The 26,589-nt window shown below is 70.2% G+C and carries 20 protein-coding genes and 1 pseudogene; 9 read left to right on the top strand and 12 right to left on the bottom strand.

Going from position 1 to position 26,589, the window contains the following annotated elements; all coding sequences use genetic code 11:
* Positions 1 to 79 precede the first annotated feature (79 nt).
* Positions 80 to 562 (top strand): DUF5994 family protein, encoded by a 483-nt coding sequence (locus tag Q4V64_RS26795; protein ID WP_124440562.1) that lies wholly within the window; start codon positions 80 to 82, stop codon positions 560 to 562.
* Positions 563 to 619: 57 nt separating this feature from the next.
* Here Q4V64_RS26795 and Q4V64_RS26800 read toward each other — a convergent pair whose 3' ends face one another.
* The gene (locus Q4V64_RS26800; RefSeq protein WP_124440561.1) at positions 620 to 2,653 is read right to left on the bottom strand and encodes an FAD-dependent oxidoreductase; all 2,034 of its coding nucleotides are present in this window, start codon (positions 2,651 to 2,653) and stop codon (positions 620 to 622) included.
* A gap of 338 nt (positions 2,654 to 2,991) precedes the next feature.
* Between Q4V64_RS26800 and Q4V64_RS26805 the strand changes: the two genes are divergently transcribed.
* Positions 2,992 to 3,132, top strand: coding sequence for a hypothetical protein (locus Q4V64_RS26805; RefSeq protein ID WP_172629225.1), 141 nt, complete (start codon positions 2,992 to 2,994; stop codon positions 3,130 to 3,132).
* 166 nt (positions 3,133 to 3,298) lie between these two features.
* Here Q4V64_RS26805 and Q4V64_RS26810 read toward each other — a convergent pair whose 3' ends face one another.
* Together Q4V64_RS26810 and Q4V64_RS26815 are read right to left on the bottom strand one after the other, a co-directional pair.
* The gene (locus tag Q4V64_RS26810) at positions 3,299 to 3,655 is read right to left on the bottom strand and encodes a hypothetical protein (protein WP_124440560.1); all 357 of its coding nucleotides are present in this window, start codon (positions 3,653 to 3,655) and stop codon (positions 3,299 to 3,301) included.
* A gap of 46 nt (positions 3,656 to 3,701) precedes the next feature.
* Entirely contained in the window at positions 3,702 to 4,286 is a 585-nt protein-coding gene (locus tag Q4V64_RS26815) for a hypothetical protein (protein WP_124440559.1), read from the bottom strand.
* Positions 4,287 to 4,385: 99 nt separating this feature from the next.
* On the opposite strand from Q4V64_RS26815, the gene Q4V64_RS26820 reads away from it, so the two are divergent.
* Positions 4,386 to 4,748, top strand: a complete 363-nt coding sequence (locus tag Q4V64_RS26820; protein ID WP_124440558.1) for a DUF952 domain-containing protein — start codon at positions 4,386 to 4,388, stop codon at positions 4,746 to 4,748.
* Between the two features lie 244 nt (positions 4,749 to 4,992).
* On the opposite strand, the gene Q4V64_RS26825 is transcribed toward Q4V64_RS26820, so the two are convergent.
* Together Q4V64_RS26825 and Q4V64_RS26830 are read right to left on the bottom strand one after the other, a co-directional pair.
* A complete protein-coding gene (locus Q4V64_RS26825; RefSeq protein ID WP_124440557.1) occupies positions 4,993 to 6,651 on the bottom strand; it encodes an alpha/beta hydrolase in 1,659 nt (552 codons plus the stop codon).
* A gap of 760 nt (positions 6,652 to 7,411) precedes the next feature.
* Positions 7,412 to 7,966: a GNAT family protein gene (locus tag Q4V64_RS26830; RefSeq protein ID WP_124440556.1), complete on the bottom strand. Its 555-nt coding sequence runs from the start codon at positions 7,964 to 7,966 to the stop codon at positions 7,412 to 7,414.
* Positions 7,967 to 8,236: 270 nt separating this feature from the next.
* Here Q4V64_RS26830 and Q4V64_RS55225 point away from each other — a divergent pair.
* A pseudogene (locus tag Q4V64_RS55225) lies at positions 8,237 to 8,442 on the top strand (dienelactone hydrolase family protein); the annotation flags it as partial.
* A gap of 75 nt (positions 8,443 to 8,517) precedes the next feature.
* Here Q4V64_RS55225 and Q4V64_RS26845 read toward each other — a convergent pair.
* Positions 8,518 to 9,012: an HIT family protein gene (locus Q4V64_RS26845; protein ID WP_124440554.1), complete on the bottom strand. Its 495-nt coding sequence runs from the start codon at positions 9,010 to 9,012 to the stop codon at positions 8,518 to 8,520.
* Positions 9,013 to 9,217: 205 nt separating this feature from the next.
* Here Q4V64_RS26845 and sigJ point away from each other — a divergent pair, with 205 nt between their 5' ends.
* Positions 9,218 to 10,132 (top strand): RNA polymerase sigma factor SigJ, encoded by a 915-nt coding sequence (sigJ, locus tag Q4V64_RS26850; RefSeq protein ID WP_124440553.1) that lies wholly within the window; start codon positions 9,218 to 9,220, stop codon positions 10,130 to 10,132.
* 100 nt (positions 10,133 to 10,232) lie between these two features.
* Here the strand turns inward: sigJ and Q4V64_RS26855 are convergent, their stop codons facing one another.
* The 4 genes from Q4V64_RS26855 to Q4V64_RS26870 all read right to left on the bottom strand — a co-directional run bounded on the left by Q4V64_RS26855 (position 10,233) and on the right by Q4V64_RS26870 (position 13,906).
* A complete protein-coding gene (locus Q4V64_RS26855) occupies positions 10,233 to 10,970 on the bottom strand; it encodes an NAD(P)H-binding protein (RefSeq protein ID WP_124440552.1) in 738 nt (245 codons plus the stop codon).
* A 131-nt stretch (positions 10,971 to 11,101) separates the two neighbouring features.
* Entirely contained in the window at positions 11,102 to 12,343 is a 1,242-nt protein-coding gene (locus Q4V64_RS26860; RefSeq protein WP_172629224.1) for a PP2C family protein-serine/threonine phosphatase, read from the bottom strand.
* 251 nt (positions 12,344 to 12,594) lie between these two features.
* Positions 12,595 to 13,632, bottom strand: a complete 1,038-nt coding sequence (locus Q4V64_RS26865; protein WP_124440551.1) for a zinc-binding dehydrogenase — start codon at positions 13,630 to 13,632, stop codon at positions 12,595 to 12,597.
* 73 nt (positions 13,633 to 13,705) lie between these two features.
* Positions 13,706 to 13,906, bottom strand: coding sequence for a hypothetical protein (locus Q4V64_RS26870; protein WP_124440550.1), 201 nt, complete (start codon positions 13,904 to 13,906; stop codon positions 13,706 to 13,708).
* A 299-nt stretch (positions 13,907 to 14,205) separates the two neighbouring features.
* Here Q4V64_RS26870 and Q4V64_RS26875 point away from each other — a divergent pair, with 299 nt between their 5' ends.
* The gene (locus Q4V64_RS26875) at positions 14,206 to 16,653 is read left to right on the top strand and encodes a SpoIIE family protein phosphatase (protein ID WP_124440549.1); all 2,448 of its coding nucleotides are present in this window, start codon (positions 14,206 to 14,208) and stop codon (positions 16,651 to 16,653) included.
* A gap of 117 nt (positions 16,654 to 16,770) precedes the next feature.
* Here the strand turns inward: Q4V64_RS26875 and Q4V64_RS26880 are convergent, their stop codons facing one another.
* Positions 16,771 to 19,938, bottom strand: a complete 3,168-nt coding sequence (locus Q4V64_RS26880; protein WP_253266991.1) for a S8 family peptidase — start codon at positions 19,936 to 19,938, stop codon at positions 16,771 to 16,773.
* A 257-nt stretch (positions 19,939 to 20,195) separates the two neighbouring features.
* Between Q4V64_RS26880 and Q4V64_RS26885 the strand changes: the two genes are divergently transcribed.
* Complete coding sequence (locus Q4V64_RS26885) at positions 20,196 to 20,708, top strand: hypothetical protein (RefSeq protein ID WP_124440547.1); 513 nt, start codon at positions 20,196 to 20,198, stop codon at positions 20,706 to 20,708.
* 100 nt (positions 20,709 to 20,808) lie between these two features.
* Here the strand turns inward: Q4V64_RS26885 and Q4V64_RS26890 are convergent, their stop codons facing one another.
* Complete coding sequence (locus tag Q4V64_RS26890; protein WP_253266990.1) at positions 20,809 to 23,784, bottom strand: hypothetical protein; 2,976 nt, start codon at positions 23,782 to 23,784, stop codon at positions 20,809 to 20,811.
* Between the two features lie 311 nt (positions 23,785 to 24,095).
* Here Q4V64_RS26890 and Q4V64_RS26895 point away from each other — a divergent pair, with 311 nt between their 5' ends.
* Together Q4V64_RS26895 and Q4V64_RS26900 are read left to right on the top strand one after the other, a co-directional pair.
* The gene (locus tag Q4V64_RS26895; protein ID WP_124440546.1) at positions 24,096 to 25,691 is read left to right on the top strand and encodes an AAA family ATPase; all 1,596 of its coding nucleotides are present in this window, start codon (positions 24,096 to 24,098) and stop codon (positions 25,689 to 25,691) included.
* Positions 25,688 to 26,557: a hypothetical protein gene (locus Q4V64_RS26900; RefSeq protein WP_124440545.1), complete on the top strand. Its 870-nt coding sequence runs from the start codon at positions 25,688 to 25,690 to the stop codon at positions 26,555 to 26,557. Before Q4V64_RS26895 ends, Q4V64_RS26900 begins: the two co-directional genes overlap by 4 nt.
* Positions 26,558 to 26,589: the final 32 nt, after the last annotated feature.

A 26,589-nucleotide genomic window follows, 5' to 3' on the forward strand; every position in this document is an offset into this window, starting at 1 on the left:
CCGGGGGCCGGTGGAACGAGGAGTACGGTGAAATCAGGAAACCACTGAGTGTGACGGATCCGTCAGGCAGGCGAGCGCGATGTCCGCATCCGATTCCGACTCCCCCCGCGTGACCAGGCTCCTGCCGGACGCCGTCCACCAGGCCGTGAAACCCGGAACGGCCGTCGTACGGCTGGAGACCACGCACGAGCGTCAGGGAGTGCTCGACGGCGCCTGGTGGCCGCGCTCCCGTGACATCGCCGCCGAGCTTCCCGTCCTGATCACCGCACTGACCGAGTACCTCGGCCCGATCACCCGCGTCGGCCTGGACGCCGGCGCCTGGGAGGAACTGCCGACGCGCATGGTCATCGACGACCGGGTCGTCCACATCGACTCGTTCCCGGTCGGCGACGACACCGTCCTCGTCACCCGAGGCGATCAGGACTACTTCTCCCTCCTCGTGGTCCCGCCGCACGCGGCCCCCGACGCGGCACGCGCCGCGATGGCCGAAGCCGTACGCGCCGACAACATCACGCAGGCCGAACAGATCCTCATCCACACCGGCACGGGTCACCGGCAGTAGCCACGCCCTGATGAAGGGCCTGCCGGGACCCGCGACCGGCGCGTCATCGAGGTTCGTTCAGCTCGTGTGGACCTCCAGCGCGGCCCGCACCCCCGACTCCAGGGCCCCCTCGATCCACGACGGTTTGACGGAGGTGTGGTCGCCGGCGAAGTACAGCGGGCCCTCGGGGGAGCGGATGGCGGCGAGGAGCTCCGTGTGCTGTCCGGGGAGCAGCACGGACGCCTCGCCGTACGCGTACGGGTCGCGCAGCCAGCTCTGGGTGCGCCCGGCGCCGGTGTAGAACACCTCGACCCGTTGCCCGTAGACCTGCTGAAGCCCGCGCAACGCATGTGGATAGCGGGCCTCTTCATCGAGCGAGTCCCAGCGGGAGGCGTCGTCGGCCCAGCTGTAGGAGGCGAGGACGACACCCCCCTTGCTGCCCTCGATCGGATGGGAGGGGTTGATCATGAAGCGGTTGGAGTTGTCGGAGACGGAGCCGCCGCCGACGATCCGCGCCGCCTCGGGCTGGTCACGGGTGGCCCAGCGGTTGGCGGCGTAGTGGACGCGCTGCGCGTCGCTGATGTGGCCGTCCGGCACGGAGGGGTGCGCGCCCAGCAGACTCCCGTCGGCGGGCGCCTTGCCGTTGCGGTAGTCGTCGTACAGCCCGGGGCGTACGGCGTCCAGCTCCCGTTTCCAGTCGCCCTCCCCGAACTCCCACCAGCGGCGGCTGAATTCGAGCAGCACCTTGGTCGCGCTGTCGTAGTGCAGTTCGGCGACGGCACGGCGTTTGCCGTACGACATCAGCGGACTGATCTGGACCTGCCGCAGCCCGGAGAACGGCACGGTGACGATCGCGAGGTCCCCGGTGAACTGCTCGCGCACGACCTTGCCGCCACGCCCCTCGGAGACGGTGTCGATCCACACGTGCGGCCCGTCGGGGCCCACGTGTGACGGGTCGTCGGAGCGGCCGTCACGGCCCTGGCCCCCGGCCCAGTACTCGATGTGGGTGGCGCGCCGGTCGAGCCGCAGGACGTCGGCGACCTGCTTCAGCAGTGCGTCCGGAAGGGTCGCCGTGCCGCCGACCAGCTCCCAGAACTCGGTGTCCGGGCTGATCAGCGACTGACTGATGAAGCTGTGGATGAACGACAGCGGCAGCCGTGAGGTCAGGTTCTCCAGCGTGCCGATCAGATCGATGGTCCGCTCGTCGAAGCCGGCCCGCTCGGTCAGGAACCGGTACATGGACCAGTCGCCGTACTGCTGGATCACCCGCGCCCAGCCCTTGACCCGCTCCGGCATCGGCTTGTCGACGCGCTTGCCGTCCGGCCCGACGGTGCTGAACTCGTCGCGTACGGGGTCGAGGGCATCGCGCAGGATCTTGCTGGACGGCGTGTCCCAGTACTTGCGCGGCACCCCGAAGGACCGGTTGACCTTGCGCGGAGCCTTGGCGTAGTCGGCGCGGCGCACGCGGATGCCGTTGACGTGCAGCCAGGCACGGTTGACGGGCTTGCCGTCGCCGTCGACGTCCACGAGATGGAACCGGCGTTTTTTGACGTCGAGTTGCTCGATCAGGCTCATCACCAGCGGATGACTACCGGGAATCCGCATGGCCCCCGCCTCGGCGTACTGCTTCGGATCGGCGAACGGCTGCGCCGCCTGCTCGTGCCCACCGGTACGGAAGGTCTTGATCCGACCGCCGACGCGGTTGCCGTTGGCCTCCAACAACGTCACCTGATGCCCGGCCCGCTTCAACAACCAGGCCGCCACGAGCCCGGCCGGCCCGGCGCCGACCACGAGGATCTTCTTGGCGTTCTTCGTCTTGGCGCGCGGGAGACCGGAGTTGAGGATCTTCTCGTACTGCGGGACGAGGGGGCGGTCGTGTTCGTCCACGACGAGCAGGGCGCGGGCGACCGCGAGACAGGTGGACCAGGTGGCGGTGGATCTGGGTGGGCAGGGGTCGGCCGCGGGGGCGATGGCGGGTGCGGCGGCGGCCGTGCCCTGTGTGGCCAAGGTACCCAGGCCGAGGGCCGTCGCGGTTGCGGCCGTACCTGCGACGGTCGTGAACTGCCGTCGGGAGAACGGAGGATGGGTGGCTGCGGTGCGGAGTTCATCCATGTGTCCTGGATATGCGCGAGACGGCCCGCCAGGCAGGAAGACCGACGACCGCCACCTGAATGTGGGAGCGCGCCGGGGCGCCGACTCCGCCGCGGTCGGCGCCTGAGCGGGCACGAGACGCCGCACGCCCTCCGAACGCGCCGACTGGGAGGTTTGGCCGCATCCCAAGCGGGCGACGGTCCCGGCGGGGACGCGCTCACCCCTTTCCGAACGCTTCGGTCACCAGCCTGGCCAGATCGTCCTCGGTCATCGTGGTGTCGACCCCGATGGTGCGCAGTTCGAGCCCGACTGCGGATCGCGGCCTGGCGGAACTCGGGGGTGGGAAGGAGCCAGACGGCGTGATCAGGTGTGGCAAGCAGAGGCTTCACGAGGTGCGGCAGCAGCCGGAAGCCCTCGACGACTACACACGGCTCGTGTGGCAGTCCAAGAAGGTCTTCGACAGGAACGGGGCGTCTTCCGGTGTGGTCCGCCGAGCGTGATCTCCCATCACGTCGTCGGTCGCGTAGAGACGCCAGCCAAACCGGTCCGCCAATCGGCGAGCTGTGGTCGACTTGCCCGCGCCGCTCCCGCCCCCGATCCAGTAGACATGCCGCAGTTCAAGGATTCGCGCATGAAGCTCGCGGAACGCCTTGTCACGGTGACTGCTCACCACCCCCCGTTCGTCACGTACACCGCGTACGGGATCAGGACCGCCGGCAGGGTCAGCAGGCGTGGCTTGAGGGGGCGGCCGGTGTGCAGCGGGCGGAGGACGTCGAAGAGAAGGAGCAGGAGGAGGACGAGGGCGCCGATCCAGATCAGGGCGATCAGGGCGAAGCCGTTGTTCTCGATCTGGTCGTAGGTGCAGCCGTCCAGGTCGCGGCGGTCCAGGTCGTCGTACTCGCAGTGGCCGTAGGCGATGTACCAGCGCGCGCAGAGGACGGCGAGGGCCGCGGGGACACCTATCAGGAGGTGAACCAGGAGCGGCGGCACGTAGCCGCGCAGGGCGGGGAGGGCGCTACGCATCCGGCCACCTCACCAGGAAAGTGAAACTGTTGACGGCCTGAACCCGTCAGCGGCTGCCCGTCCAGTTGTGCGCCACATCCACCACCAGCCGATCCGTCAGCTGCGTAACCCGGAACGGCAACCGTGCCCGCACCCCGAGCCCGATCTGCGTCTCCCCCTCGAAGCTGCCGGCGAAGCGCGTGTCCCTGAAGGTGCGGTAGCCGGTGATGTCCACGCCGGGCAGGGGGCGGCCCACCTTTCCCGGGTACGTGGCTGCGCCGGTCTCCGGGTCGTAGCTCGGCGCGGCTACGCGGACCTCGAGTATCGCCCCGCCGGCGACCGGGATGTAGTCGCCGGAGCCGGCCTGGTGGAGGCGGTCGACGTACTGGACGTAGTAGCCGATGTCACCGCCGCCGGGGACGTCGAACACCATGCGGTCGAAGCAGTCGTGCTTGCCGGTCCTGATGTCCTTCAGCGGTACGGCGCCGGCGGTGACGCCGCCCTTGACGCCGCTGCCCCAGCCCGTCGGGCAGGCTGTGGCGGTCGAAGCGGTCGCCGGGGCGGCGCCCGCGGTGGACGCCCCCGCCGCCAGTGCCGTGCCCGCGAGGGCGAGTGCTGCCACTGCCGCGCCCATCGCTCCCATTCGCCTCATGATGTCCCCCTTTGTTGCGTAAAGCTGGTAATGGGTAAGACGATCCGGTGCGGCGGAAGGTTGCGTACTCCGCTGCTGGATAAGCTGTATAACCGGGCCATGATCTATCACGTCGTCCCGCGCGATGAGTGGAACGCCCGTCCCGACCAGCCGTACGCGCCCGCTTCCCTCGTGGAGGAGGGCTTCGTGCACTGTTCCCCCGACGAGGCGACCACGCTCGCCGTCGTCAACGCGTTCTACCGGACCGCGCCCCGGCCGCTGCTGGCGCTGGTGCTCGACGAGGAGCGGCTCGCCGCCAAGTGTGAGTGGGAGGCGGCTGCTCCCGCTCCGCCGCCCGGGGTTGCCGAGGACGTCCTGTTCCCGCATGTGTTCGGGCCGCTGAACCGCGATGCCGTCGTGCGTGTTCTGCAGGTTCGGTGGGACGAGGAGGGCCGGGCGACCGGGCTGGCGGACGTCGGCTGAGGCGGTGGGGCGTCTCAGAGGCCCGCGCGCAGGTGGCTCACCGTGACGAAGCGGTAGCCGCGGGCGGTGTGGCCGCAAAACGGCTGGTCACGTTACATTTCCGCCCGAACCCGTGGCAATGGCGGCCCGACCCCGATCGGTGAAAGACCCTGATCGGTGAAAGACCCTGATCGGTGAAAAGGGGCGAGGCGCCGAACCCTGGAGGGTCCGGCGCCTCAGTGTGCCGGTGCTGGTGCCGCGTGCGTCAGCGCGGGACGCCGAGGAGGTCGACGCGTTCGTCGACGCCCTTGCGGAGTTCGCCGAGCGTCGTGCCGGGCGGGGCCACGGTGGGCGTGGAGGACGGCGGCTGGGTCTCGTCGGCGCAGGTCGTGCCCGAGGCGGGGACCTTCAGGTCCAGCAGGTAGCCGGTGATCGCGTCCGTCGCGCAGGCACTCCTGTTGAAGGCGGTGTGCCCTTCGGCCTTGAACGTGAGCAGCGAGGCGTTGTCGAGCTGACGGGACAGGGCCACCGCATCGCGGTACGGGGTGTCCGGGTCGCCGGTGGTGCCGACGACGAGGATCGGCGCGGAGCCCTCCGCGCGGTAGGAGCCGTCGTAGCGGCTGACCTTCTCGCCGGGCCACTGGACGCAGGCGGTGGCGTGCTGGTGGTCGTAGGTGGGCGGGCCGTACGCCATGGCCGGGCCGAGCAGCGGCGCCGCCTTGGCGTTGAGGGTGACGTTCCGCTTCAGTCGGTTCAGGTCGCTCGGGTAGTCCCGGTCGACGCACTCGACCGCCACGTTCGGGCCCAGGAAGTCGAAGCTGGCCGGGGACGGCGGCCGGAGCAGGAAGGAGGTGTTGTCGCGCTGCTGGGCCTTGCGCAGCGCCTCGCCGAAGGAGGGCCAGATGACCTTGCCCTCGTTGATGTTGAACATCAGGCGGTAGACGAGGGTGTAGCCGTTCGCCCGCCCGCCGTTCGCCGTCGGCACCGGGTTGGCGTCCAGGTCGGCCTTGAGCTTCTCGAACGCCGCCCGGGGGTTGCCGTCGCCGAACCCACAGGTGGCCTGGTCGGCGGCGCACCAGTCGAGGAAGCGGCTCATCGCGCCGTCCAGGGCCTGGTACTGGGGCCAGTCGTAGGCGTAGGGCTGGTTGGCGTAGTGCTCCGGGTCGTACGCCCCGTCGAGTGCCAGGGCGCGCACCCGCTTCGGGAACAGGGCGGCGTAGACGGTGCCGATGTAGCTGCCGAACGACCGCCCGTAGTAAGTGAGTTGGTCCTCGCCCAGCGCCTGGCGCAGCAGGTCGATGTCGCGGGCGACGTATTCGGTGCCGATGTACGGCAGCAGGTCACCCGAGTTGTCCACGCACGCCTGGTTGAACTCGGCGGCCTCGCGCAGGGCCGGACCGTAGGCGTCCGGGCCGGGGACGCCCTTGGCGTCGGTGACGGCCTTGGTGTAGCGCTGGTCGTCCCAGCACTGGAGCGGTGAGCTGCGCCCGACGCCGCGTACGTCGTACCCGAAGACGTCGAACGAGTCGCGCAGGCCGGCCGGCAGGCTGGCGTAGTTGTTGCGGACGAAGTCCACTCCGGAGTTGCCGGGCCCGCCCGGCTGCATGAACAGGGTGCCCTTGCGCTTGGCCTGGTCCGTGGCCTTCTTGCGGATCACCGCCAGGGTGATGGTGCGGCCCTGCGGCTCGCGGTAGTCCAGCGGCACGTCGGCGCTCGCGCACTCGAAGCCGCCCTGGCAGTCGGACCAGGACAGGGACGGCACCGGCGGAGTCTTCTCCGAGGCCGTCCCGGTCGTCTGGGTGGCCATCGCCTGGACACCCGTACCGGCTATGGCGAGAGCGACCGCGGCGGCTCCGGCGACTGCGGCGATTCTCAGGCGTGTGAGGCGCTTGCGCGCTCGTGAGACATGATCGTGCGTGGTCAACGCGTTTCCCCCTCGGGGCTGATGCTGCTGTGCTTCCCAGAACCTACCGATGTCCAAGAACCCACGGAAGGCGGTGAGTTGAGGGAGCGTCGAGCCCAACTGGAGGAGAAATAACGACAAGAGTGGCCGGAGGGCGCCTTGGGCGTGAGCCGCGTCACGTCCGCGATATGTCAGAGACCTGACCGGGACAAGTCAGTCCGGCTCGGTTCCATGTGGTCGTCTCCCCCCCCACCGTCCGGGGCCCCCGGCCTCGGCGGCGTCGGGCGCGGGCGCGGGCGCAGACCGGTGCGGAGAGCGAGCGGCCGGTCGTCGTGATCTTCCCGACCATGGGATCCGAGGGCATCACCGGCGAGCTCTTCTGGGGCAGGACCCAGCAGGACTCCATGCCGGGCGACCCGGTCGACGGGGCGCTGGCGGGCCGGTTCGCCGTGGCCGAGGTGCACGCGACGCTGCTCGACGCGTACCGCAAGGGCGACGTCGACGCGATCGTCGCCAAGGCCCACCCCGAGATCCAGACCGGCGTCCGCGACTACGTGGCGCGGACCGGCACCCTGGTGGAACCGCACACGAGACGGGGGCGGGCCCCTGCGGGGTCATGCCGTGGGGGGCTCGCACTGCACCGCAGGGAAGGCGCCATCGTCCGCCAGGGCCGCGAGGCTCAGGGCGTCCGGCTCGTTGGTGAGCAGTTGCACATGGATACGTCATATGGATACGTCATCGACCCAGCGGTGGCGAGGTTCTTGAGGTCATCCTTGATCGGTCACGTGGTCCGGGCGGCCCACTCGCGGTCGAGGATCGCGTGGACGATGGAGTCGCGCCACACGCCCCCCTTGCGGACGTGTTCGCGAATACGGCCTTCTTCGGCCATCCCGGCACGGTCCATCGTCTTGGCGGAGGCCTCGTTGGCGGGCGAGCGGGCACCCCAGATCCGGTGCAGGCCCAACTCTTCGAAGCCGAGTCCGAGCAGCAGCCGTACGGTCTCGACACCGTATCCGGAACCCCAGGACGCGGGACGCAGCGCGAAGCCCATGGTGGCTCCGCCGGGCTGGTGCGGGTCCAGGGCCAGGCGGCCGGCGCCGACGAGCGTGCCAGTGCTGCGCTCGACGACGGCGAGCGCGTGTTCGGAACGCGGGTCGGACGTCGCGGCCTCGATGGACCGGGTCACGATCTGCCGGACCTCATCGAGCGTGCGTGGCTCGAACGAAAGGTGCTCGGTTGCCATCTCGCTGCCGTAGATGGCGAACACAGCGTCGGCGTCGTCCGCCTGGAACTCGCGCAACTCCAAGCGCCGGCTGAGGCGGTGGACCGGATGCATGCCCCGGACTCTACTGTCAGCACTCAGCACTCAGCACTCAGCACTCAGCGGGCGTAGGGCAGGTGACCTGCGGATTGGCGGATTGGCCTTACCGCTACGAACTCGCCCGCCCGGCTCCGTTGTCGACCGCAGCTGACCGCTGTATCTGGCTGGGATCCGTAGGCAGTCAGCCCGGTGTTGCGCTCACTTGCGACCCGTTCAGGCGCTGACCTTCACGCAGGTTGAGTTGCGGCCCGGGCGTGCCGGTCGTGCGCTCGACTCCGGGGACTTGGCCACGCCGACCAGGACTCCACCAACCCGCCCGAGCAGATCGCCCGCCTCGACAAGACCCTCACCGAGGCCGGCGTCCGCCACCGCACCGAGGTCTACACCGGCGCCCACCACGGCTTCACCCAGGCAGACACCGCCATGCCGCCCCCGAGGCAACCGAACGCCACTGGACGGCTCTGCTGGACCTCATGTCCCGCACTCTCTGACAGCAGCCGGATACGGATGGACCGGCCGGCCGGTCGGAGTACGAGTCTGCGTGGACCGGCCCGGGCCGGCGTGGGTCATCCCGTCCTGAGGACTCCCCGGGCGGCGACGGCCTCGCGGAGGCGTGCGGCCATGTCGGCCGCCTCGTCCGGCGGCAGGGGCAGTACGCCGTTTTCGGTCATCAGGGCGTGGAATTGCTGCTGCTGGTAGGGGGTGCCCGGCGGCAGACCCGCGATGTGCCAGTGGAGATGGGCATTGCCCTGCTGGCTGCCGAGGGAGTACAAGTACGTCCGCTCGGATGCGAAGACGTCCTCGACGGCGAGGGCGATCTCCCGGACCGTCAGCATGAGCCGGGTGTAAGCCGCTTCATCCAGGTCGCGTACGGCGTGTTCGATGTGTGCTTTCGGCGCGACGAGCACCTTTCCGGGGACGGTCGGCCACTTGTCGAGGAAGGCCACATGGTGCTCGTCCTCGAAGACCTTCTCGTGCGGGTAGTCCGGGTGCCCGGCGAGGAACGCGCAGACAAAGCATGGGCCGCTTCGCGCACGTTCGGTGTACGCCTCGAGATCCATGGGTTGCCGGTCCGTCGACACATGCCCTCCTGCCCGCGGCCGTGCACCAGTCTGCCGCGGCCGCGGCTCCCGAGCGAGTGCGAAGGTGGTCGAGCTGCCGAACGGTTCGGCCCGGCCGCCGTAGGATCCAGCGAGTGGGCCGTCCTTGCGTCGAGGGAACGCCCGTCTGAGGGCACGATGGTCGACCTGCGGAGGCATCGGCATCATGGACGAGCGACAGTCGCTCACCGACGACTCGCTGAGCGAAGCGGCGGACGCGTTCCAGCGGCTGCGTCCACGGCTGTTCGGTATCGCCTACCGCATCCTGGGCAGCGTGTCCGAGGCCGAGGACGTGGTGCAGGACGTGTGGGTGCGATGGCAGGGCGCCGACCGGAGCGCGGTGCTGGATCCCGGGGCGTTCCTCGCCAAGATCACCACCCGTCTGGCGATCAACGTGGCTCAGTCGGCACGGGTCCGCCGTGAGGCGTACGTCGGGCCGTGGCTGCCGGAGCCCGTGGACACCAGCGTGGATCCGCAGGTGGGCGCGGAGCGCGGCGAGGCGCTGGAGCTGGCCGTGCTGCTGGTTCTGGAGAAACTGAATCCCGTGGAGCGGGCGGCCTACGTACTGCGGGAGGCGTTCGACTATCCCTACGGCGAGATCGCGGGCGTGCTCCGGCTGAGCCAGGCCAATACGCGGCAGATCGTCAGCCGGGCCCGCAAGCGGCTGTCCGCCGAGCGCCGTGGTCCCGTCGACATGGCGGAGCACCGGCGGCTGCTCGAAGCCTTCGTCGCGGCGGCGCGGCACGGTGACGTCGCCGCGCTCGAGAACGTGCTGTCGGCCGACGTCGTCGCCTACGCCGACGGTAACGGCATGCGCGGTGTGGCACGGCTGGAGGTGGTGGGGGTCGAGCGCGTGGCCAGGATCAGCGCCTTCGCCAAGAAGTTCTTCCCCGGGGCCGACTACGGCGTGGTCGAGGCCAACGGCCGGCCCAGTCTGCTGCTCGTCAAGGACGGGGTCACCGTTGCCTTGGTGAGCGTCACCGCGGGACCGGACGGTATAGACGGGCTCTACTGGATCCTGGCGCCCGACAAGCTGAGGGCGTACGAGCAGTCGGCACGCAGGCCCTCCGGTCGGTCGTAGCGCAGGCCCTCCGGTCGGTCGTAGCGCATGGAGGGCACCTGCGCACCGGTGGCCGCATGCCGGGGTGTGCAGGCCACTTCATTGCAGGGAAGGGCGCCGGTCAGTTCTGCTTGAGCCAGTCCTCGTAGCGGGTGGGTGCGACGTGCGCGGTGTCGTCGCCGATGAGAACCCCGTCGGGCATGCCCGCGAACGGGCCGGCGGCCTCGTCGCTGACGACGGTGCGGCCGTCCGGCTTCGCGGCCAGGGTGATCTCACCGAGGCGGTCGAGCCGGTGAACCTCGGGACCCGCGATGTTGCGTACGCCGTACGACGGTTCACCCTGAGCCGCCTCGGCGACGGCGGCGGCGACATCGGCGGAGGCGATCGGACGCAGCCGCGTTGCGGGCAGGTGCACCTCCACACCCTGGGTGGACATGTCCATCACCGGAGCGATGAACTCGAAGAACTGGGTGGCGCGCACGATGCTGTAGGGGACGCCGCCGCGCACGGCTTCCTCCTGGGCGACCTTGGCCCGGTAGTAGCCGTAGTCGGGTACCTGGTCGACGCCGACGATGGAGAGCGTGACGTGGTGGCGGACACCCGCTTCCCTCTCCGCCTCGATCAGGTGCCGCGCCGAGCGGGTGAAGAAGTCCAGCGCCGCCTCGGTCTCGAAGGACGGGGAGTTCGACACGTCCACGACCACGTCCGCGCCCTTGAGGGCCGGTGCCAGGCCCTGGCCGGTGAGGGTGTCGACGCCTGTGGAGGGAGCGGCCGCAACGGCCTCGTGACCACTGTCGCGCACCAGCGCGACCACCTGCGAGCCGATGAGCCCCGTACCGCCGACGACCACGATCTTCATCACTGTCTCCGTTCGCTGATTCGCTGATTCGCTTCCCAGCGGGATACCGGCGGCGCCCCGCCGGACCCGGTGCGTCGAGGCGCACATCTACAGGACAGGGCAGCCGCCAGGTCTGTGACACCCGATCCCGGTCATTCCAGGACGGCGAGGTGATCGGCGGCGCCCCCGCGCCACTCGATGAGGAAGAGAGTCGCATCATCGCTGGTGCGGCCCCCGCGTTCCCGCTTCAGGGCGCGGGAGAGCCAGAGCCCGTCCGCACGTACTCCTCCCTGGGCTCGTTCGACGCGGTTGACGCACCGGATGAGCCGTTCTTCGCCGAACGGCTCTCCGTCGGCATCGCGCTCCTCGATCATGCCGTCGGTGTAGCACAGCACGCGGTCGCCGGGCTGGAGTGTGTAGGCGCTGATCTGAGGCGGGGCACCGCCGAAGCCGACCGGCAGGGTGGTCGGGCTGTCCAGCGACCGGGTGACTCGACGGTCGCGGATCAGCAGGGGTGCGGGATGCCCGGCATTGACCCACTGCAGGTGGCCGGTGTTGATGTCCAGGTTCATCATCTGCGCGGTGACGAAGTGGTCCGGCCCGAACTGCTCGGCGATGGCCTGGTCCATGAAGGCGTACTTCTCGGCGAGGCTGATTCCGCTGCGTCGGGCGTGCCGGTAGGCGCCGACGGCGATGGTCGCCATGGCGGCGGCGTCCAGGCCGTGGCCCATCGCGTCGATCACGGCGGCGTGGAGGATGTCGTCGTTGAGGGCGTAGTCGAAACTGTCGCCGGCGATGTCGTAGGCGGGCTCGAGGATTCCGCTCACCGTGACCTGCGGCACGGACATCGTCAGCGGCGGTAGCAGAGACCACTGGATCTCAGCGGCCACACTCATCGGTTCGCGGCGCCGGGCCTGGAAGAACCGGTCGGTATAAGCGTGCTTGGTGACCAGCATGTCGGCGACCAGGCCGGCGAGCCTGCGCAGCAGGCGCCGGTCGTCGTCATCGACGATGTCCAGGGTGAGAGCCATCACCCCTACCTCGTCGCTGCCGTCCAGCAACGGCAAGTACATGCGAACGCCGTCAGGCTGGGGGACCTCGATCGGGACCGTCCGCAGGAAAGCCGTGCCGGCCGGGGAGCCGCCGAGCGCCTCGGGCTCACCGACGAGCAGGCCTTTCCCCGGCAGCGGCACCAGCAGCTCCTGCGCGTAGTCCTGCAAGAGGATCGAGACGTCGCGTCCACCGACCTTCGCCACCTCTTCCGCGATCAGCGGAGCGACCAAGCTTGGCGGCATCTCGTGTGCCCGGTCCAGCAGCACCCCGAGCAGCCGCTCACCGAACCCCTCCGACCGGTCCACCACACGCTTGCCGGGCTGCCGCTCACCCTCGGTCACGGCCACTCCCTCCAGGCCTGACCGGCCCGCTGCCGATCGCCTTCGTGAAACGTCCTTGCCCTGATAGGCCTGCTGCCGATCGCTTTCGTGAAGCGTCCACGGTCGTCTCGGCCCAGAAGCGTGCGCACCATACGATCATCACCCTCTCGGCCCGCATCCGCAGGTCACCGCAGCACCTGCTTCAATCAAACGCCCCGAACAGCGCAGACGGGGATGAGCAAGGGCAGTAACCCGAGGACGATCGACAGGCCCTACGCGTCGAAGGTGACGACGACCTTCTCCGCGGCCCCCGGCGTCAGTGCCAGGTCGAAGGCCCGCTCGACCTCGGGGAACGGGACGCGGTGGCTGATGAGCCTGGCGAACCGCTCGTGGTGCTCGGCGAGTTCGGCGGTGACCTCGAAGATCTCGGTGGGGTAGCCCTGGGAGGCGATGAGGGTGAGCTCGCTGCGGAGCATGCCGCCGAGGTCGATGGCGTCGGACTTCTTCTGTACGGCGACCATGACCAGCTTGGCGCCCCACTTGGCGGAGTCGACGGCGGCCTGGAAGACGGCGGGGGCGCTGGCGGCGTCGATGTAGATATCGGTGCCGGCGCGGGGCTGACCGAGCGCGTTGGCCGCCTGCCCGTGCAGCTCGGTCAGGCGCTCGGTGACGTTCTCGGAGGCGGAGTCGATGACGGCGTCGGCGCCGATGGCCAGGGCGGTCTCCAGGCGCTCGGGGATGACGTCGGCGACGACGACGTGCTCCACGCCGCGCAGCTTGAGCCAGATGGTGGCGCCCAGGCCGATGGGCCCGGCGCCGAAGACGACGACCTTGTCGGCCGGCCGCGCCTCGGAGCGGTTGACGCAGTGCCGGGCGACCGCCATGGGCTCGTTGAGCGCGGCGACGTCGAAGGGGACGTGGTCGGGGAAGACGGCGACGCCCTTGCCGGCCTCGGCGTTCTCGATGAGCAGGTACTCGCTCATGCCGCCGTGTCTGCCGCCGCAGCCGATGATGCCGGTCGGGGCGTCCTGGGGGTTGACGACCACGCGGTCGCCGACCTTCAGGCCGGTGACCTCGGCGCCCACCTCGACGATCTCGCCGGCCGGCTCGTGGCCCAGGGGGATGGCGCGCGTCGATCCGTCGGTGCCGGTGGCCATCCCGCCGAGGTGGAGGAAGAAGGTGTCGGTGCCGCAGATGCCGCAGGCGCGGATACGGACCAGAGCGTCTTTGGGGCCGGGGGCGGGACGTTCCACGTCCACCACGTCGACCTTGCCGTCGGCGCTGGTCTGCACGGACTTCATCGTGGCCATGAGGGGGCTCGCTTTCTGGATGCGCTGGATCTGACGGGCGTAAGGGTTGCTTGAGTTAGGCAAACATATTGGGTTACTTAAGGCAAGCAATCGTCTCTGGCGGCCGGCCGGGCCCGGCGAGGCCGATGCCGGCGCCGACGGAGACGACGCCCATGCCGGCGCTGGTGACGAGGCCCTGTGTGCCGTCGACGGCGAAGGGCGCGACCGCGGCGACGGTGAGGTTGAACAGGAACAGGAGCCACAGGACGGGGCGGGAGGAGGGCAGCGCCTTCACGGGAGTTTCCTGTCGGGGGAGTGGCCGACTTTCCCGGGCGGGGAGCCGTTGATCTTGCGAGATCAACGATCCCGTCGTCGCCCCGCCGTCACGAGGGGGCCGACTCCCGAACCCATGGTGTAGCCCGCTGCACCCCACGTTCCGGCGGAATAGAGTGAAACGGGGCAGGGTTAGACATATGGGTCCTCCGGTATGGGTGGATCCTGCGGCATGCATGGAGCGTCCGGCATGCGTGGATCCTCGGGCATGCATGGATCCCCCAGCACGCCACGAGCTCCCCGAGAGCGAGATGAACGGCCATGGAGCAGCGGATCGTCGACGATCAGAGGGCGGTTCTCGGCCCGCACATCGTCGGTGAGGCGCTCACCGCGCGGGCCACCGTCGGCGAAAACGGCATCGTGACCGGGTGGAACGACGGTGCCGAGCACCTGCTCGGCTACGCGGCGGAGGAGATCCTGGGCCGGCCGGCGGCCTCCCTGCTCGCGGAGGAACCCCCGCCCCGGGACCTGCCCCCCTTCGCCCAGCTGCCGAGGTGGCACGGAACGCTCGCTCTGCGGCACCGGGACGGCCGCCGTATCGAGAGCGGGGTGCTGGCACACCACCACACCACGCCGGAGCAAGGCGGCGGCGAATGGCTGGTGTTTTCTCCCCTGTCCGGGCAGGAGCCCGATCCCGCCGACGAGACCCTGGTGCGCTGGAGCTTCACGCAGTCTCCGTGTTGCGCCCAGGCGCTGTACGACACCCGGCTCCGGCTGCGGCGCGCCAATGAGGACATGCAGCGGGCCGTGGCCCTCACCGAGGCCGAGATGCGCGGGCTGCGGGTGACGGAGATCGTCGACAACGAGGCGGGCGAGCGGGCGGAACAGGCCATGGCGCGGGTGCTGGAGACCGGTGATCCGCAGTACGACGAGAACTATCTGCGCGCCACCGGTGAGACCCACGAGCACGCCTGGTCGGTCTTCATGGCGCCGCTGCGGGACCAGGAGGGCCGCATCCAGGGTGTCTCCCTGTCCGCCCACGACATGACGGAGCAGCACTGGGCCCGCAAGCGCCTCCAGCTGATGACCGAGGCCGGCCGGCGTATCGGCACCACCCTCGACGTGACGCGGACGGCGCAGGAACTGGCTGACGTGGCGGTCCCGGAACTCGCCGACTTCATCAGCGTCGACCTGCTGGCGTCCCTCGACGAGCCGTACGAGCAGCCCCCGGCCGCGGCCGGATCCCTCACCCTGCGGCGCATCGCCCATCAGTCCGTGTATCCCGGGGTCCCCGAGGCGGCCGTCGCCCTGGGCGAGGTGGACGAGTATCCGGAGGGCTCCCCGCCGGTGGAGAGTCTGCGCTCGGGGCGCGCCGTGCTGCACGCGGTCACCGCGCCCGCGATCACCGAATGGATCGTCCAGCGCCCGGTCAGGGCCTCCCGCGTCCGCGATTTCGGCATCCACTCGGTGATGACCGTGCCCCTGTCGGCACGCGGTACCACCCTGGGCGTCGCCGTCTTCCTCCGCCACCGGCACCCCGATGCGTTCCAGCAGGACGACCTGGTGCTGGCCGAGGAACTGGCGTCCAGGGCGGCGGTCTGCATCGACAACGCCCGGCGCTACACCCGCGAACGCGGCACGGCGGTCACCCTGCAGCGCAGCCTGCTGCCGCAGAGCATGCCCGAGCAGGCCGCCGTGGACGTCGCCTCCCGCTACCTCCCGGCCGGTGCCCAGGCCGGTGTGGGCGGAGACTGGTTCGACGTGATCCCGCTGTCCGGAGCCAGGGTGGCGCTGGTCGTCGGTGACGTCGTGGGCCACGGCGTCCACGCCTCGGCGACCATGGGCCGGCTGCGGACCGCCGTACGCACCCTCGCCGACATCGATCTGCCCCCCGACGAGCTGCTCACCCACCTCGACGACATGGTGGGCCGGCTGTCCACCGAGGCGGAACGCGCCGAGTGGGCCGCCAGGGACGGGGGGGCCTCCGGAGACGTCGGAGCGACCTGTCTGTACGCCGTGTACGACCCGGTCTCCCGCCGCTGCACGCTCGCCCGGGCCGGGCATCCGCCGCCGGCCGTGGTGAGCCCGGACGGCACCGTGGAACTGCTCGACCTTCCGGTGGGACCCCCGCTGGGGCTGGGCGGACTGCCCTTCGAGGCGGCCGAGGTCGAACTGCTGGAAGGCAGCCTGCTCGCCCTCTACACCAACGGTCTGGTCGAATCCCGCGACGACGGCGCCGGCCAGGACATCGACGACGGCATCGCCCGGCTGCGCCGCGCCCTCGCCAGCCCCGCCGCCTCCCTGGACATCCTGTGCGACGCGGTCCTGGCGTCCGTACTGCCCCAGCGGCCCTCCGACGACGTGGCCCTGCTCGTCGCCCGCACCCGGGGGCTCGACACCGACCGGGTCGCCTCCTGGGACGTGGCCCCCGAACCCGCCGCCGTCGCCGAGGCACGCAAGAACGCCGTCGCGCAGCTGGAGGCGTGGGGGCTGACCGAAGCCGTCTTCGTCACCGAACTGGTCGTCAGCGAGCTGGTCACCAACGCCATCCGGCACGCCGAAGCGCCCATCCAACTGCGCCTCATCCACGACAGAAGCCTCATCTGCGAGGTCTCCGACGGCAGCAGCACCGCTCCCCACATGCGCCGCGCCCGCACCTTCGACGAGGGCGGCCGGGGCCTCCTGCTGGTCGCCCAGCTGACCAATCGCTGGGGCACCCGCCCGACGCCGAAGGGCAAGACGATCTGGGCGGAACAGAACGCCGAGTAGTCCCCACCCACGCGAAAGGGCCGGCTCCCACCACACATGTGGTGGGAGCCGGCCCCGGGCGACCGGTTCTCCGTATCAGGGAGCGACGGTCAGGTAGTGACGGTCAGGCAGCGACGGTCAGGGAGTGACGGTCACGACGGTGTTGCCGATGCTGCCGGTTCCGTCGCCGTAGCCGACGAGGCCCAGGTACGAGTGGCCGGTCGGGAGGTCCTTCCAGGAGACGGTGACCTGGGCGGTGCCGCCCATGGACGCCGGCTGCTCGGCCGGGGCGGCGGTGGCCTGGTGGTCCGGCTTGCTGTCCGGGCCGATCAGCCAGGTGTGCAGGGTGTACGGCTGGCTCGTCTTGCCCTCCGGCAGGGCGAACTGGACGACGTACACCGTGTACTTGCCCGGCTCGAGGTCGGCGTGCTCGTCGCTGCCGCCGCCGGGCAGGTCGTTGACCAGGTTGCCGTCCTTGTCGAGGACGAACAGGTCCAGGTCGCTGCCCGCCAGGTGGTCGGCGGACTGGATCGCGACGCGGGCCAGTTTCGTGCCCTCGGGCACGGTGACCTCGGACTTGGCCACGGAGGCCGGCTGCGACGACGCCGAGGGGTCGAACTCGCGGTTGGTGCCGGTCAGCGTGCCGGTCTTGGTGGTGCCCGCGTACAGGCCGTTCACGGCGGCGGTGAGCTTGCCGTCGTAGCCGGTCTTGGGGCTCAGGGTGACCGAACCGGTGGCGTCCTTGCCGGTGACGTCGGTCGGCGCTGCGAGCTGCGCGGCGCGCAGCGCGACGGTGCTGCGGACGCGGTGGTGCTTGTCGCTCAGGGTGACCGATCCGTACGACCACTTGCCGATGGCGGCGTCGGTGCGGGTGAAGGTGACCTTGTACGTGGCCGACTCACCGGGCTTCACGGTCAGCGTCTTCGGCGCGATCGTGGCCTTGTAGCCGGGCGGCGTCTGCAGCGTGGGGGTGTAGACGCCGGTGGTGTCGTCCACGTTGGTGACCGTGCGGGTGATGGTCTGCTTCCCGGTGAACCTGCCGGACGCGATCGTCGGGTAGTTCAGGTCGCTCGGGTCGATCTTCCGGGCGGTGGCGCAGGCGTCGGATCCGTCGCTGTTGACCGGCTTGTCACCGACCGCGCAGGAGTACGCGATCCAGTCGGCGGACGTGGAGTTGTAGACCAGACCCGGGTCGGCGGCGGGGTTCGGGTCGACGTGCCCGGCACCGTAGTCGAGCGGGGTGGCCGCGCTGCCGGAGCGCTGGATCGGCTTGCCGTCGTTGTTCTTGGTGCTCGCGGTCGTCATCAGCGCCGACTTGACCTCCATCGGCGACCAGTCGGGGTGCAGCGCCTTGAGCAGCAGGGCCAGACCGGAGACGTGCGGGGCGGACATGGAGGTGCCGGACATGATGCCCTGCTCGCCCTTGAACATGCCGTCCTCGCCGCCCGGCGCGGTACCGGCGACGATGTCGACGCCGGGGGCCGTGATGTCGGGCTTGAGCAGGCTGCCGTCGCTGAGCGGGTCCGGGCCGCTGGAGGAGAAGCCGGCCATCTCGGGGGCCGCCTGACGGACGCCCTTGGCCGCGCTCAGTTCGGCCTTGGCTCCGGAGCCGTCGGCGTACGCCTTGACGGCCTCACCGGAGGCCTTGCCGAGGTGCACGGTCGGGACGGTGTGCGCGTCGGCGACCTCCTCGTCGGCCGCGCTGACGTTGTACAGCACCATGCCGGCACCGCCGGCCGCCTTGACCTGGGCGCTCTTGTCGGCGCGGGTGTTGCCGCCGCGCGCGCAGACCACGATGGCGTCCTTGACCTTGGCCGGGTCCAGGGCGTCCGGCTGGCACTGCCCGGCCTTGGTGGCGTCCACGCCGCTCTTGGCGGCCTTGGCTCCGTCGACCAGCGGCGCGGACGGTACGGCGGAGCCGCTGATGCCGACGCCGGTGTAGGACGTTCCGTTGCCGAGGGTGACGGTCGTGCGGTAACCGAGGTCGTGGGTGGAGGCGGCGACCGTGGTCACCCACGGCACGCTGTTGCCGGTGGTGTCGGGCCCGTCGTTGCCCGACGAGGCGGAGACGAAGACACCGGCCTTGGCGGCGTTGAACATCGCCACGAACTCCGGGTCGGTGGTGGCCTGAACGGGACCGCCGAGGGAGTAGTTGATGACGTCCACGCCGTCGGCCACGGCCTTGTCCATGGCGGCGACGATGTCGATCGTCGGGCAGCCCGCGCTCCAGCAGATCTTGTAGGCCGCGATACGGGCGCCCGGCGCGATCCCGGATATGCGGCCCGATATGCCGCTGTCGGGCACGCCGGCGGGCACGTCCGTGTTGCCGGCCGCGGTGGTCGCGGTGTGCGTGCCGTGGGACTCGGCGTCCATCGGGGAAGCCCAGTCGGTGGGGCCGGGGTCGGACAGGCCCTTGCGGAAGTACTGGGCGCCGATCACCTTGTTGTTGCAGGTGACCCGGTGGGTGAGGTCCGTGCCCGGTTCGCAGGTGCCCTTCCACTTCTTGGCGATGACGTCGTCGTCGGACGGATTCGGAATCGCCTGCAGTGAGGGGTTGCCGGTGTTGATGCCGGTGTCGAGGACACCGAGGATCATCCCTTCGCCGGCTTTGCGCTGACCGCCCGGGAACTTGGAGTACAGGCCCTTGCGGTCCTTCAGGCCGAGGAACTTGGCGGTGTCCGGAACGGGAAGCGAGCCGGCCGCGGTCGTGTCCGCGTCGGCGGCGGGCCGGGCGGCGGCCGCCGTGTTCCCGAGGGCCGTGTTCCCGCTCGTGGTCTTCGCGCCCGTCGCCTGTCCGGCCGTCGCCTGTCCGGCCGCCGCCGTGTCGGCGTCGGACGCGGCCGTCACCTGGCGCATCTCGTTGCGGGACAGCGAGACGACGCCCTGGGTGCGGGCCAGTTCGTTGGCCTGACCGGCCGTCAGCTTGGCGGCGAATCCGTTGAGTACGTACTGGTAGCTGTACAGCGGCTTGACGCCCTGCACCTCGTCCAGCACCTTGTCGAGTTCCCGCTTCAGATGACCGAGGTAGTCACGAACGGCCTTGGTGCGCGGGTTCAGCCGCTCACCCGGATCGGGCGCGGTCTCGGCCGCCGTGGCGACGGGCTTGTCGGCGAGTTGGACGAAATACGTGCCGCCCTTGTACGGCAGCCGCCCGGCGGCGGCCGAGGAACTCGGCGCAGCGTCCGTGGGTGCGGCCTGGGCGAGCGGCCCGTAGGAGAGGATCAGGCCACCGGCGACGGCCGAGGCCACAAGGGAAGCCGTTCTACGGCCGACGCGGCGGCGCCGACCGGGGTGTTGCTGGGACAAGATGGTGCCTTCCCCCTGCGCACGCCGATAAGTCAGGTGCGCATGACGGTCGTTGGAGTAGTCACGTCCCCCGATATGGTTGTCATCTTGGCTGCTGAGAGATCTCTGTGAGAAGGGTGAGATCTCTGAAAGTGCAACAACTTCACATCTGCTCCCAGGAGTTCGCCCAATGCTGCGTAATCTTGGGGACATCCCTGGCTGACACCCCCCACGAGGGAAATCAGTTCACTCAAGCGAACCCCGAAGGAACAGCCAACGTGTCGTCGAAGAACAGCCGTCTGAGGGTCGCTCTGGTGGCCCTCACCGTGGCGGTGGCAGGCTTGGCCCTGGCCGGACCCGCCGCCGCAGCCACGCAGCAGAACTCCCCCACAGCGGCCACGGCCCCGCAGGATCAGGCGCCCCTCATACCCGTCGACTTCGTCGACCTGCCCACCAGCGCCCTCCCGGCCGACAGTCAGCGCCACAAGTTCACAGTTACCTACCGCAACGAATCGTCGGCGGACCGGACGGTCGCCCCGCAGCTCCTGGTGGAGTCACCGGACGCGGGCCCGTTCCTGGACCCGGCGGACGTCAAGCTCGAGCGGCGCACCGCGCACGGCTGCTGGGAAGCCGTGGAGGTCGGCAGCCAGACCGGCACGCTGTTCACGGACCTCCCGACCGCACAGCGCACCCTGCACGCGGGCGAGACCCTCACCCAGGTCTACCGCCTCACCGTCCTCGACCCGGAGGCCAAGGGCACGGTGCACCCGCGGGTGGCCCTCTACGGCTGACCGTTCCTGGTGACTCATCGCTCGGCCCCGGACAGGTGAGGTACCTGTCCGGGGCCGAGCCGTATGTCTGCTACTGCTGTGTCTCCTACTGCTGTGTCTCCTACTGCTGTGGCGCCGCGGCGGGCGACGGAGACGGTGACGGGGACGGGTCGACGGCGTCCTCCGGCTTGCCCGGCAGGGGCTCGAAGGCCAGGGCGTCCCAGGCGATCGAGTCGTCGCCGGTGCCGTCCGCCGTGTCCGAGCTCAGCGAGACGCTCGGGGTGCCCTTGAACTCGTACGAACCGAGCGAGACCCAGGTGTTCTTGCCACCGGTGTCCTGGGAGATCGTCTTGTCCACGACGGTGCCGTCACCGAGGGCGATGTGGTAGGTCGCCTGGCCGGTGTTGGCCTCGTGGTCGGGCAGGTGGACCATGACCCGCGCCCAGCCCTCGACCTTCCGGTCGGGCGTCCAGGTGCCGGTGACGACCGAGTCGGTGAACTTCGGCTCCCGGGTGTGCGTGAACCAGAAGTGACCGCCGAAGCCCGCACCGAGCTGATGGAAGTCGATCTTCGATGGGTAGACGGTCGCGCCGTTCTGCTGGGCGGAGCCGAAGGTGAACGACAACGTGCCCCGGCTGGTCCAGTTCTTGCCGGCGCAGGGGTTGGTGTCGCCGACCCGGAACTTCACCGTGTTGGGCACGTCGTCCACGATCATCGCGTTCTTGGGCAGGGACGAGGTGCAGGCGGCCGGGCGGGACGAGGTGACCTCCGGCTCGGGGTCGGTCGCCTGGTAGGTCAGCACCTCGGTGCCGCACTTCTGCGCGCAGTCCGTCCACGTCACCGGCTCGTGCCACCAGCACTTGAAGTCGTCCCGCTGGCAGGGTCCTTCGGGCTGGCTCGACCCCTCGACCTTGCGGGGCTTGGAGGTGTCGCACTCGTTGACGGTGGGCTTGCAGAAGGCGTCGTGCGGCGGCTGGGCGTCCGGGGCGTTGCCGGTCGGCCAGTCGCCCACCGCGAACGCCGGTTCGGACGTGCCGGTCGTCGGGTCGGTCTTCTTCTGGGAGTACGCCGCCCAGCCCAGGACCCGCTCCGGGTACGTCCACAGGTTGGGGGTGCGGGCGTCGTCCTCGCCGGACGACAGGAACATCTTCCGGTCCGGCGGGTAGAGGCCGTTGGCCGGGTTGTTGAACCAGCCCAGGCCCCACGGGGCGGCGCTGTCCGAGGCGTTCGGCTCGTTGAAGCCGCTGTTGTACGCCCACAGCGCGTACCACCAGTTCTCCAGGTACTGGGGGTCCCCGCCGTTGACGAGCAGGCCGTGGTCGTACAGCTGGTTCCACTTGTCCTGGAGGATCTGCAGCCCGGCCGCGATGTTGGCCGCGTAGTCCACGGTGATCGCCTTCTGCTGCTCCACGGTGTAGTTCGTGTCCGAGCGAGCCATGCCGGTGGTCACCTGGGAGACGCCGTAACCGCAGTCGGCGGCCGACCAGTCGACGGTGTGGACGCTGCCGGCGTTGCCGTAGTAGCCGCCCTGGATGAAGTTGCCGCTCTCGCCGGCCGCCGCCCTGGGGCTGGCCTGCACCAGATTGCTCTCCTGGGAGAGCACGCCGAGCATGATCTGCGCGGGCACCCGGCCGCCGCCCTTGAGGTCGACGGGCGGGAAGAATCCCTGCGGGGTGTACGACGGGAGGTCGGTGCCGTTCCAGCCGGACCGGCGGCGGACGTCGAGCTTGCCCTGCACGGCGAGGTCCGTCGCCCACTCCACCATGGCGGTCGACGGCTGGAGCGACTGGAGTTCGGGGTCGTTGCGGGTGACGGCGCAGGCCCGGTCCGGGTCGGTGGTGGTGTGTGCCGGGCCGTCGTCGACGCTGTTCAACTGCATGCCGACCGAGGGCTCTTCGCCGCCTTGGTCGGGGGCGCGGGTGGACAGGGCCGGGGACTGCGCGGCGCCCTGCGTCTGCCGCGGCGCCTTCGGCTTCACCCGGAAGTCGAAGGTCTGGTCGCTGCCCGGTATCAGGGCGTTGATGCCGACCGGCTGCGCGGTGCCGGGGTCCTGGACCGTGCTGATGTTCTTGCCGCCGGCCGCCTCGGCGCCGTTGCCGATACTCGTCAGGGCGAGAGAGCCGGTGGTGGAGACCTCGGACGAGGCGGGGACGTCGAGCAGCTTCCAGCTCTTCGGCAGAGCCGAGCCCGTGATGTCCTCCCGCGCGTCCTTCCCGGTCACGAAGACCCGGCCGCCGTTGCCGCGCACGCCCAGGGCCCCGAGGAGCCCGGAGCCGAGCAGCCGGTCGGAGCCGCCCTGCGTGACCCGGCGGATCTGGACCGTCTTCTTCGCGGCCGGGACCTGGTAGGCGAGACCGCTGTGGGCGTCCGGCACCAGCCGGAACGGCATTCCCTGCGTACGGGCCAGGGTGCGCACGCGTCCCTCGCCGTTCACCGAGACCACCGAGTCACCGGTGGCCGCCGCGATCCCGTCCCCGAAGGGCACGGCGGAGGTCACCAGGCCCGGGACGGTCTGCTGCCCCGTCAGCTTTCCCTGCCGCGCGTCGACGGTCAGCAACTGCGTGCCGTCGCCCTGCGGGCGGGAGAGCACGGCCTGCTCGCCGTCGCCGCAACCGGGGTTGAAGTAGGCGAGGGAGACCAGCTGCGGCAGTTTCGTCACCGCGCCGTTCTCCAGGTTCACCACGGCCGCGAAGGCGCCCTGCTGGAAGCCCTCCTGATCGTTGATCACCTGCCGGGGCGCGTAGACCACCACCGCGCGGTCGCCCGACGCCGTCACACAGCTCTGGCCGATCCACTGGTCGGTGTCGATGCCGGGCTCGGACAGGGTGGCCGCGGTGCGCCAGGCGTAGGCGTCCGAGGCGTCGGCGGTCAGGACGTGCAGGCCGGTGCTGTCTCCGTCGGAGGCGACGACCCGGTCGTCGGACCGCTGCCATCCGGAGGGTAGTTGGGAGGTGTCGGTGACCCGGTCCGGCCACGGCGTGGGGCTGGGATCGGACGAGGCGGTCAGGGCCGCTGACGCGAGCGGCGCGATGAGCGCCATCGCCAGCACGGATATCCCGCCGGCCACGAATATTCGGCCGCGTCGACTTTTCGGCACCCGCCAGCGGTGCCTTCCCCCTGGGTTTTCACGAGAAGTGCGCAAGGTGTTCCGTCCGGATTCATTTATGAAGGTCAGTACCGGCTTTGCGGTTCCCCCGGGGCCAGTGCAGCGGAAGCTATCAATCCGATCTGGCCGCACCAGGCGCCAAAGGGCTTCTACCGGGGGGTATCCACCAAACATCCACGAGAAGGTCCACGAGAGGATCCGCGCGAGGATCCACGCGAAGAGCCACGCGAAGAGCCACGCGAAGGGGTGGTTCGGACGTGGTTCTGGGAGGGGTCCCGTCCGGCCCGGTCAGAATTCCTCGCATGCGTGATACCACTCGGGCCGAAGTCCGCGACATCGCGGGAGCCATAGCGAGCGAGACCGTCATGCGGTACGCCGACGCACTCGCCAGATCGCCCTATGCCGAACAGACCATGGAGACGACGGCGCAGCGCGTGGCCACCGAGGTCGCCCGCTCCATCGCCGACGAACGCGTCGCCCACGCCGAGGAGATCGTCCGGGCCGCCGAGGCGGCGGCCGGGAACACGGCCACCGAGACCGCGCAACGCGTCGCCGAGAAGACCGCCGCGAGCCTCACGGCCGAGGCGACGGCCAAGTCGCTGGAAGAGGCGCGCGAGGCCGTGGCGGAGGCGCTCGCGGAGTCCCGCCGGGCGGTCGAGGAGGCGCTGGAGAAGGCGCGAGCCGAGGCGAAGCAGGCGCTGGAGCGGGCACAGGGCGAGGCCAAGGAGGAACTGGGGAAGGCCCGGGCGGAGGCCAAGGACGAACTGGGGAAGGCCCGGGCGGAGGCCAAGGAGGAACTGGGGAAGGCCCGGACGGAGGCCAAGGAGGCGCTGGGGCAGGCGCAGAGGGAGGTGAAGGAGGAGTTCGGGGAGGCGCGGACGGAGCTGGAGGAGGCGCAGGGCGAGCTGAAGAAGGCGCTCTCGAAGATCCGGGTCGACCTGGCGGAGGCCCAGGGGAACATGGACAAGACGCTGTCGAAGGCCTGGACTGCCCTGGTCGCGGCGCGGGATCAGGTGACGGAGACCGTAGGCCAGTTCGCCCGGGACGAGGCGGTCCGCGCGGTCCTCGAGACCGTCGCCGAGAAGGTGCCGCCCGTCGTGGAGGTCAGGGTGGCCGACGCCGACCCGGTCCGCGTCACCGGCCACACCCACGCCGTACTGCCGGACGTACTGCTCGCCCTCGGCGCCGGCTGCCACGTCCTGCTGGTCGGTCCGGCCGGCACCGGCAAGTCGATGATGGCCCAGCAGGCCGCGGAGGCGTTCTCGCAGGAGTTCCACGCCCTCTCGCTCGGCCCGACGACGCCGATGAGCAAGATCTTCGGCTACTACGACGCGCACGGGACCTACCACGGCACGCCCTTCCGCAGCGCCTTCGAGCACGGCGGCCTGATGCTGCTCGACGAACTGGACAGCGGCCACCCCGGTCTCCTCGCGGAGCTCAACCAGGCCCTGTCCATCCGCTCCTGCGCCTTCGCCGACGGCATGGTCGCCGCGCACCCGCAGTTCCGCCTCATCGCCACCGCGAACACGTACGGCACCGGCGGCGACCGGCAGTACGTGGGCCGCCAGGCGCTGGACGCGGCGACCCTGGACCGCTTCGTCGTCATCGACGTACCGGTGGACGAGGACCTCGAGGAGCGCCTCGCCCTCGCGCACGCGCCCGCACGGCAGGAGGACACCCTTCGGGTGATCGAGAAGGTACGGCGGCTGCGTGCCACCGCGGCCGAGAAGCGGCTGCCGGTGATGTTCTCGCCCCGGGCCGGCATCGACGCGGCGAAGCTGCTTCAGGCGGGGGCGAGCGTGGAGCAGGCGATCCGGTGGCGGGTGGTGCGGGGCATGTCCGCGGCACACCGTTCGGCGCTGGGGCTGGGAGAGGGCGGAGAGGACGGCGGGCAGTGAGTCAGGTCGACCCGGGGCCGCAGGACACCGTCCACGCACTGCCCCCGATCTGGTCCTGGCAGGAGTTCGTGGACCGGGCCCGCGCGCCCGACAGCATCGACGGAGCAGGTCGGCGCCCCAGGGACGACAACTGGGCCGGCGCGACGTGGGAGGAGACACTGCGGCTGGCCGAGGACGGGTGGACCACCGTGCTTCCCGAGGTGGAGGCCGAGGTGGCCGAGCTGCGCGAACGGGTCCAGGAGGAGGTGCTGACCACCGCACTGGTACCCGCCTGGGACGTGACCGGCAGCGAGGTGGACGTCGGCGTCTACCTGAGCGGCGTACCGGAGTGCATGGTGGACTCGGTGCCGCAGCGGATCTCGGCACGCGGCCGGGTGGTGACGTTCCTGATTCCGACCGGCTACGTCAACACCACCCCGCACTCGGCCGTACACAACCGGGGCGTGGCCCTGGCCGCCTTGTGCTCGTCCATCATCGCGTCGGGGCACAGCGTCGAGATCTGGTCGGGCGACTGCTCCTACGTCAGCAGGACGGACCGGTTCGTCTCGGTGGCGCGCGTGATCTCGGCGGCGGAGCCGCTGGACATCGGGCGGCTGATGTTCGTGATGGCGCATCCGGCGATGCTGCGTCGCCTGTGCTTCGCGGTGTGGGACAGCGCTCCGGAGCCGGTGGCCCGCCGCCTGTACGACACGAACTACGGGCATGAGTCGTACGACTGCTTTCCGGAGGATCTCCCGGAGGGCATCACGAATCCCTACGTCCTCCCCTACCTGTCACCGCAGGACAGCCAGTGGAAGTCGATGGACACGGCGCTGGCGTGGTGCCGGGACATGTTCGCGGGGTTGGGGTTGCTGCGGGCATCCTGAAGAAGGGGGGGGCGTTGTCCCGTCCGGGCGAG

This window comes from Streptomyces sp. NL15-2K (genome assembly GCF_030551255.1).
GTDB lineage: Bacteria > Actinomycetota > Actinomycetes > Streptomycetales > Streptomycetaceae > Streptomyces.

Bases quoted from the DNA above. Each gene is read 5' to 3' on its own strand.
- Q4V64_RS26895 (WP_124440546.1), top strand. From the start codon at position 24,096: ATGCGTGATACCACTCGGGCCGAAGTCCGCGACATCGCGGGAGCCATA.
- Q4V64_RS26800 (WP_124440561.1), bottom strand. From the start codon at position 2,653: ATGGATGAACTCCGCACCGCAGCCACCCATCCTCCGTTCTCCCGACGG.
- Q4V64_RS26810 (WP_124440560.1), bottom strand. From the start codon at position 3,655: ATGCGTAGCGCCCTCCCCGCCCTGCGCGGCTACGTGCCGCCGCTCCTG.
- sigJ (WP_124440553.1), top strand. From the start codon at position 9,218: ATGGACGAGCGACAGTCGCTCACCGACGACTCGCTGAGCGAAGCGGCG.
- Q4V64_RS26855 (WP_124440552.1), bottom strand. From the start codon at position 10,970: ATGAAGATCGTGGTCGTCGGCGGTACGGGGCTCATCGGCTCGCAGGTG.
- Q4V64_RS26845 (WP_124440554.1), bottom strand. From the start codon at position 9,012: ATGGATCTCGAGGCGTACACCGAACGTGCGCGAAGCGGCCCATGCTTT.
- Q4V64_RS26875 (WP_124440549.1), top strand. From the start codon at position 14,206: ATGGAGCAGCGGATCGTCGACGATCAGAGGGCGGTTCTCGGCCCGCAC.
- Q4V64_RS26830 (WP_124440556.1), bottom strand. From the start codon at position 7,966: ATGCATCCGGTCCACCGCCTCAGCCGGCGCTTGGAGTTGCGCGAGTTC.
- Q4V64_RS26795 (WP_124440562.1), top strand. From the start codon at position 80: ATGTCCGCATCCGATTCCGACTCCCCCCGCGTGACCAGGCTCCTGCCG.
- Q4V64_RS26815 (WP_124440559.1), bottom strand. From the start codon at position 4,286: ATGAGGCGAATGGGAGCGATGGGCGCGGCAGTGGCAGCACTCGCCCTC.
- Q4V64_RS26865 (WP_124440551.1), bottom strand. From the start codon at position 13,632: ATGGCCACGATGAAGTCCGTGCAGACCAGCGCCGACGGCAAGGTCGAC.
- Q4V64_RS26820 (WP_124440558.1), top strand. From the start codon at position 4,386: ATGATCTATCACGTCGTCCCGCGCGATGAGTGGAACGCCCGTCCCGAC.